At 63.8% G+C, this 5,162-nt stretch carries 9 protein-coding genes; 2 read left to right on the top strand and 7 right to left on the bottom strand.

Translation table 11 applies throughout. The features are described from left to right. Positions 1-514 (bottom strand): DMT family transporter (locus tag EOA86_RS21335; RefSeq protein WP_164891883.1); only part of this gene is annotated, 514 nt, incomplete at its 3' end. Positions 515-611: 97 nt separating this feature from the next. Here EOA86_RS21335 and EOA86_RS21330 point away from each other — a divergent pair. Then, a complete protein-coding gene (locus tag EOA86_RS21330; RefSeq protein WP_127211296.1) occupies positions 612-1,097 on the top strand; it encodes a MarR family transcriptional regulator in 486 nt (161 codons plus the stop codon). Positions 1,098-1,101: 4 nt separating this feature from the next. Here EOA86_RS21330 and EOA86_RS21325 read toward each other — a convergent pair whose 3' ends face one another. Genes EOA86_RS21325 through EOA86_RS21310 form a run of 4 tightly spaced genes read right to left on the bottom strand, consistent with a single transcriptional unit; the run spans position 1,102 to position 3,498 of the window. Then, positions 1,102-1,527: a DUF1178 family protein gene (locus EOA86_RS21325; RefSeq protein WP_065008460.1), complete on the bottom strand. Its 426-nt coding sequence runs from the start codon at positions 1,525-1,527 to the stop codon at positions 1,102-1,104. Further along, positions 1,524-2,405, bottom strand: coding sequence for a carbon-nitrogen hydrolase family protein (locus EOA86_RS21320; RefSeq protein WP_029348556.1), 882 nt, complete (start codon positions 2,403-2,405; stop codon positions 1,524-1,526). The genes EOA86_RS21325 and EOA86_RS21320 overlap by 4 nt, the downstream gene beginning before the upstream one ends. 10 nt (positions 2,406-2,415) lie before the next feature. Next, complete coding sequence (gene grxC, locus EOA86_RS21315) at positions 2,416-2,685, bottom strand: glutaredoxin 3 (protein ID WP_065008462.1); 270 nt, start codon at positions 2,683-2,685, stop codon at positions 2,416-2,418. A gap of 27 nt (positions 2,686-2,712) precedes the next feature. Next, positions 2,713-3,498, bottom strand: coding sequence for a ComF family protein (locus tag EOA86_RS21310; protein ID WP_128343431.1), 786 nt, complete (start codon positions 3,496-3,498; stop codon positions 2,713-2,715). Between the two features lie 53 nt (positions 3,499-3,551). On the opposite strand from EOA86_RS21310, the gene EOA86_RS21305 reads away from it, so the two are divergent. Continuing rightward, positions 3,552-4,424, top strand: a complete 873-nt coding sequence (locus EOA86_RS21305; RefSeq protein ID WP_128343430.1) for a methyltransferase domain-containing protein — start codon at positions 3,552-3,554, stop codon at positions 4,422-4,424. A 49-nt stretch (positions 4,425-4,473) separates the two neighbouring features. Here EOA86_RS21305 and EOA86_RS21300 read toward each other — a convergent pair whose 3' ends face one another. Beyond that, complete coding sequence (locus EOA86_RS21300; RefSeq protein ID WP_127211291.1) at positions 4,474-4,653, bottom strand: Flp family type IVb pilin; 180 nt, start codon at positions 4,651-4,653, stop codon at positions 4,474-4,476. A 98-nt stretch (positions 4,654-4,751) separates the two neighbouring features. Further along, the gene (locus EOA86_RS21295) at positions 4,752-5,120 is read right to left on the bottom strand and encodes a hypothetical protein (RefSeq protein ID WP_029348559.1); all 369 of its coding nucleotides are present in this window, start codon (positions 5,118-5,120) and stop codon (positions 4,752-4,754) included. Positions 5,121-5,162: the final 42 nt, after the last annotated feature.

The raw sequence follows: 5,162 nt of genomic DNA, 5'->3' as shown, positions 1-5,162 counted from the left end.
AGATGTTGCCGGCGGCCAGGCTGACCGGGATGAGCAGCCCCACCGCCACCCAGAAAAATTCGGCCGGTTGGCCGGCCTCGCCGCGCGTCCCCGCCACCATCACCGCACCAAGGAAGCCGACGGCAATGCCGACGACACCAAGCAGATTGGGGCGCCGAACGCCGAGCAGGATCGAAAACACCAGGGTAACCACTGGCGACAGCGTGAACATGATACCGGTATAGCCGGCGCCGAGATGCGGAATGGCCGAGAACATCAAGAGATTGGGGAATGCATAGGACACCGCCGCGGTGACGACGAAGTAACGCAGCCTGTGCGGGGTGAGCCGGATGCGTTGCCCGCGCAGAAGCATGGCGCACAAAAGCACACCGCCGGCGCCGAGCGAAATGACGAGGGCCCAGACCATGGCCGAAACGCCGGCCGCCGTGGCGATCTTGCCGAACGGCAGCGTCAGGCCGAGCAGGCCGCCGGTGACGACCAAAAGGCCGGGCGCTGAATCCCAGAGAAATTTCATAACGGTACCTTATTGTCTTTGCAGCCCTTGGCGAGCAATGCGTCTTGAGATAAGATAACGGAAAGATTCTTAACGTCAAGATATTTAGGTGAGATAGATGGATCGCGCCGCGAAAGCCATCGAGCAGTGGAAAAAAGAACGGCCGGATCTGGATGTTTCTCCGATGGCCGTGCTTGGACGGTTGAACGAAGCCTCGTCGCTGATTGCACGAGAGCGCCTCGCTCCGCTGTTTGCCCGTTTCGGACTGCAATCCGGGGAATTCGATGTGCTGGCGACGCTGCGCCGTTCCGGGTCGCCTTACGCGCTGACGCCAACTGCCCTCTACGAAGCGACGATGGTGACGTCGGGCGCCATGACCAACCGGCTCGATCGGCTGGAGAAGGCCGGCTTGATCCTGCGCGGTCCGCACCCCAACGATCGGCGCGGGATCGTCGTGCAGTTGAGCGGAAAAGGTCTCGCATTGGTCGATGAGGCGGTCACCGCCCACGTCGCCAACGAGCACGAGATACTTTCCGGTCTGACGCGCACCGAACAAGAGACGCTTGCTCGCCTGCTGGGGAAATTGATAGGGAGCGTCAGCTAGCCTGTCAGTTCCGCTCGTCCGGGAAGCTTGGAATCGGCATGAATTCAACGCCTTCCTCGGCAAGACTCTTCGCCTCCTCTAGCGTCGCCTCGCCATAGATGCCGCGCGGATCGCTCTCGCCGAAATGGATCTTGCGCGCTTCCTCGGCAAACTTGTCGCCGACATAGTCGGCGTTCTCGCGCACCTTCTCGGCCATCGCCTTCAATTGCGCCAACGCCTGCTTCTGGGCCTCGCCCATGGCTAGTGCGATCTTCTCCTGCTTGCGACCGGTGGAGACGGCCGGCGCCATCAACGCCTTCTCGACCTTGTGCGAGCCGCAGGTCGGGCAATCGACGAAGCCACGCTTCTTCTGGGTGTCGAAATCGTCGTTGCTGCGAAACCAGCCCTCGAATTCGTGCTCGTGCTCGCAGATCAGAGAAAACCGGATCAAGATGCTGCACCCCTGAGTGGCAGTGCCTCAGCCTGTCCGCCGTTTACCGCAAAATCCCGCGCATTCTTCAGGTTTGGGATCTTCTTGCGCGCGGCGGCCGACTGCGCTGGGTCGATCTCAGCGATGATCACCGCCGGTTCGTCATGTGCAGCTTCGGCGACGATGCGGCCCCAGGGATCGACGATCAGCGAATGACCATAGGTCTCGCGGCCGTCCTCGTGCAGTCCGCCTTGCGCCGCGGCAACGACATAGGCGCCGTTCTCGATGGCGCGCGCCCGCAGCAGCACATGCCAGTGCGCCTCGCCGGTCTGGCGGGTGAAGGCGGCGGGCACCGAAAGCAGGTCGGCGCCGGCCAGCGCCTCGGCGCGGAAAAGCTGCGGAAAGCGCAGATCGTAGCAGACGGCGAAACCCAGCCTCGCACCATCAATCCCGGCGCCGCTGATCTCCGTGACGACGGCCTGGGTGCCCGGCTCGTAGGCGGCGGATTCGCGCCAGCTTTCGCCATTGTCGAGATCGACGTCGAACATGTGGATCTTGTCGTAGGTGGCAATCGTCGCGCCGTCCGGCCCGAACAGAAGCGCGCGATTGGCGAGCTTGCCGTCGGCACGCAGGATGGCGGTCGAGCCGATATGCAGGAAGATCCCAAGATCTTTCGCCAGCTTCCGCGAAGTCGAGACGATGATGTCCTTGTCCTCGGAGGTGAAGGAGGCGGCCCGCGCTTGGCTGTCACGGACCAGCGCACCGGTCATTTCCGGTGACTGGATATAGGTCGCGCCGAGACCCGCCGCCTCGCACACCAGCCGCTCCAGATCGGCCGCGTTGCGCTCGGGGCTGGTGCCCGAACGCATCTGGATCGCCGCCGCCTTGAAAGCACCCATCGTCATGTCCTCAATTCGTCGAGCCATTGGCGAGCAGACTGTCCAGCCGGCCCTCTGCCTCCAGTTCATGGAGATCGTCGCAGCCGCCGACATGCGTATCGCCGATGAATATCTGCGGAAACGTCGAGCGGCCATTCGCGCGGGAAATCATTTCCCTGCGCAGTTCCGGCGAGAAGGAGGCGTCGTGCTCGGTGTAGGCAACGCCCTTGCGCTCGAGCAGCCGCTTGGCCGCCACGCAATAGCCGCACATCATCCGTGTATAGATCGTCACGTCGACCATCGGTCAGCAATCCTGCCTTTCTTCAATCTATATAGTCGCGGACTCGTCGGCCCGAAAGTCCCCCGGCAACACGCGCGCAAAGGTCAGCACGTCGACGGTCCCGGCACCGCCCTTCTTCAGCGCCTTGGCGACCGCGCGGACAGTGGCGCCGGTGGTATAGACATCGTCGATCAAGAGCACCCGGCGGCCGGCGATCTCGATCTCGGCCTCCTCGGACACTCTGAATGCGGCACGCACATTCTCCTCGCGTTCCCGCCGCTCCAGCCCGACCTGCTGGCGGGTGAGTTTGACGCGCCTGACCGCGGAGGGCGCAAAAGGCAGGCCGCCAAGTTGCGATACCGCCCTTGCCAGTTCCGCCGACTGGTTGAACTGGCGCCTGAAAAAACGCCGCCAGTGCAGCGGCACCGGCACGACCAGATCGGCTTCCGCGATCAGTTCGGCACCGGCGCGCACCATCCAGCGCGCCATCCACGGCGCCAGGTCGGTGCGATCCTGGTATTTCAACCCTTGCACCATCTGGCGGGCGACACCGGAGTAAGCGACCGCGGCCCGCGCGCGCTCGAACGGCGGCGGGTCGGCGATCGCCTCGGCCGACAGGAACCCCTCGCCCATGTGATGGATGAACGGCGTGCCCCTCACCGGGCACCATGGCCGCTCCAGGAGCCTGAGCTTCGGCCAGCAGGCGCCGCACAGCACGCCGGGCTGCGAGACATGCCGTCGGCAGCCGGCGCAAACCGGCGGAAACAGGATGCGCGCCGGCCAGTCCAATGCGTTTCGAGCGATACTCTTGATATCTGGCATTGGATCGGCCACGTGGTTGCTCCCCCGCCACCCTATATCAGACAGCGGAAACCAGGAACCGTCAGTTGCAACCTATAGTGGACACTTCTCTCTGGCTGGCGCACAAGCGCCGGGCGCTCGCCCGACCGACTGCCGGCGCGGATTTCCTGATGCGGCGGGCGGCCGAGGAGCTTGCCGAACGGCTGGGCGCCGTCGAGCGCAAATTCGACAGAGCGGCCGTGCTGTTTTGCCAGACGCCGGCGGCGGTCGACGTGCTCGCGGCAAGCGGCAAGGTTACGGACATCATAAGAGTGGAGGCGGACGCTATGTTCCTGGGCGATGCCGCCGGACTGGTGGCGCCGCTGGAGACCGTGCCGTTCGAGCCAGAAAGCCTCGACCTCGCCGTGTCTCTTTTGTCCCTTCAGGCAATGAACGACATTCCCGGCATGCTGGTGCAGATCCGCCGCGCCCTGAAGCCGGATGGTCTGTTCCTCGGCGCTTTTGCCGGCGCCGGTACGCTTTCCGAGCTGCGCGAAAGCCTGCTCGCCGCCGAGACCGAACTTTACGGCGGCGCCAGCCCGCGCGTCATCCCGTTCACCGATGTGCGCGACGCCGGCGCACTTTTGCAACGCGCCGGCATGGCCTTGCCCGTCGCCGATGTCGAGACGGTGACGGTGCGCTACGATTCGCTGTTCGGCCTGATGGCGGACCTGCGGGCGATGGGCGAGACCAGCGCGCTCATCGACCGCAGCAGGCGACCGGGCACACGAAGGCTGTTTGCCCGCGTCGCCGAAATCTACGCCGAGCGCTTTTCGGATGCCGATGGTCGCATCAGGGCGAGTTTTCCGATCGTCTGGATGTCAGGCTGGGCGCCCGACGCCTCGCAGCAAAAACCGCTGAAGCCGGGCTCGGCGAAAATATCGCTGAAGACGATACTGGAAAATCCCGGCGGGCGATGACCGGATTTCTGTCGACCGGACTTTTATGGATGCTGGTGGCCGGTCGCGATCACTGCGCGAAAGCGTTCACAAGCCTGCTGGAATTGTCGCTGAACAGCCACGCCATTGCATCAGCCGCCTGGCCGATGCCGCCTATGATGGCAAGCGACAGCACCGTCACGATCAGCCCATATTCGATGGCCGTCGCGCCGGTCTCGTCTTCCAAAAATCGTTGCAGCAATATTTTCATGGCCGTCGATCCCGCTTGCCGAAACCCTAGCGCCGACCTGTTAAGAAAGGTTAATGGCAAAGGCTTAACAGGCGGTGAAACGGCTGCTCTAAACCATCTCAGCAGTCGCCGCTGCGCTTGCCATTGTCGCGTATCACGCAGACCGAACTGGGCAGCGGCTGCAGCACGCTCCTGCGCAGCGTGTAGGTCCCACGATGGCCGATCGAGCCCGTGTTTCCAATCGAGCCTGTGCTCCCCACCGACCCTGGGCTCCCAATCGATCCTGTGCTCATTCCATCAAGGCCGCCGGCAAAATGGTCGCGGGCGGTCTGCAATCGCGTCCGGCTGTCGAGCAAGGGCGTCGCGATCAAGGCCAGCGCCACCACGGCCGAGCCGAATAGCAACGTGATCCGCAAAATGCCCATGCCGGCATGGACAGCGAAGCTGCGGTCGGGTCGGATCGAATCCCAGTCCCTGTCGAGGCTCATGCAACCGCCCTCCGAAGGCCTGAACACGGCCTTCCCTTCAAT

The sequence above is a fragment of the Mesorhizobium sp. M5C.F.Ca.IN.020.32.2.1 genome, from assembly GCF_004023105.1.
In the GTDB taxonomy this organism is placed as follows: Bacteria; Pseudomonadota; Alphaproteobacteria; order Rhizobiales; family Rhizobiaceae; genus Mesorhizobium; species Mesorhizobium wenxiniae.
The sequence above is the reverse complement of the archived record's forward strand: the minus strand, read 5'-3'. Positions and strand labels throughout refer to the sequence as shown.

Bases quoted from the DNA above. Each gene is read 5' to 3' on its own strand.
- grxC (WP_065008462.1), bottom strand. From the start codon at position 2,685: ATGGTCGACGTGACGATCTATACACGGATGATGTGCGGCTATTGCGTG.
- EOA86_RS21295 (WP_029348559.1), bottom strand. From the start codon at position 5,120: ATGAGCCTCGACAGGGACTGGGATTCGATCCGACCCGACCGCAGCTTC.
- EOA86_RS21330 (WP_127211296.1), top strand. From the start codon at position 612: ATGGATCGCGCCGCGAAAGCCATCGAGCAGTGGAAAAAAGAACGGCCG.
- EOA86_RS21320 (WP_029348556.1), bottom strand. From the start codon at position 2,405: ATGGGTGCTTTCAAGGCGGCGGCGATCCAGATGCGTTCGGGCACCAGC.
- EOA86_RS21300 (WP_127211291.1), bottom strand. From the start codon at position 4,653: ATGAAAATATTGCTGCAACGATTTTTGGAAGACGAGACCGGCGCGACG.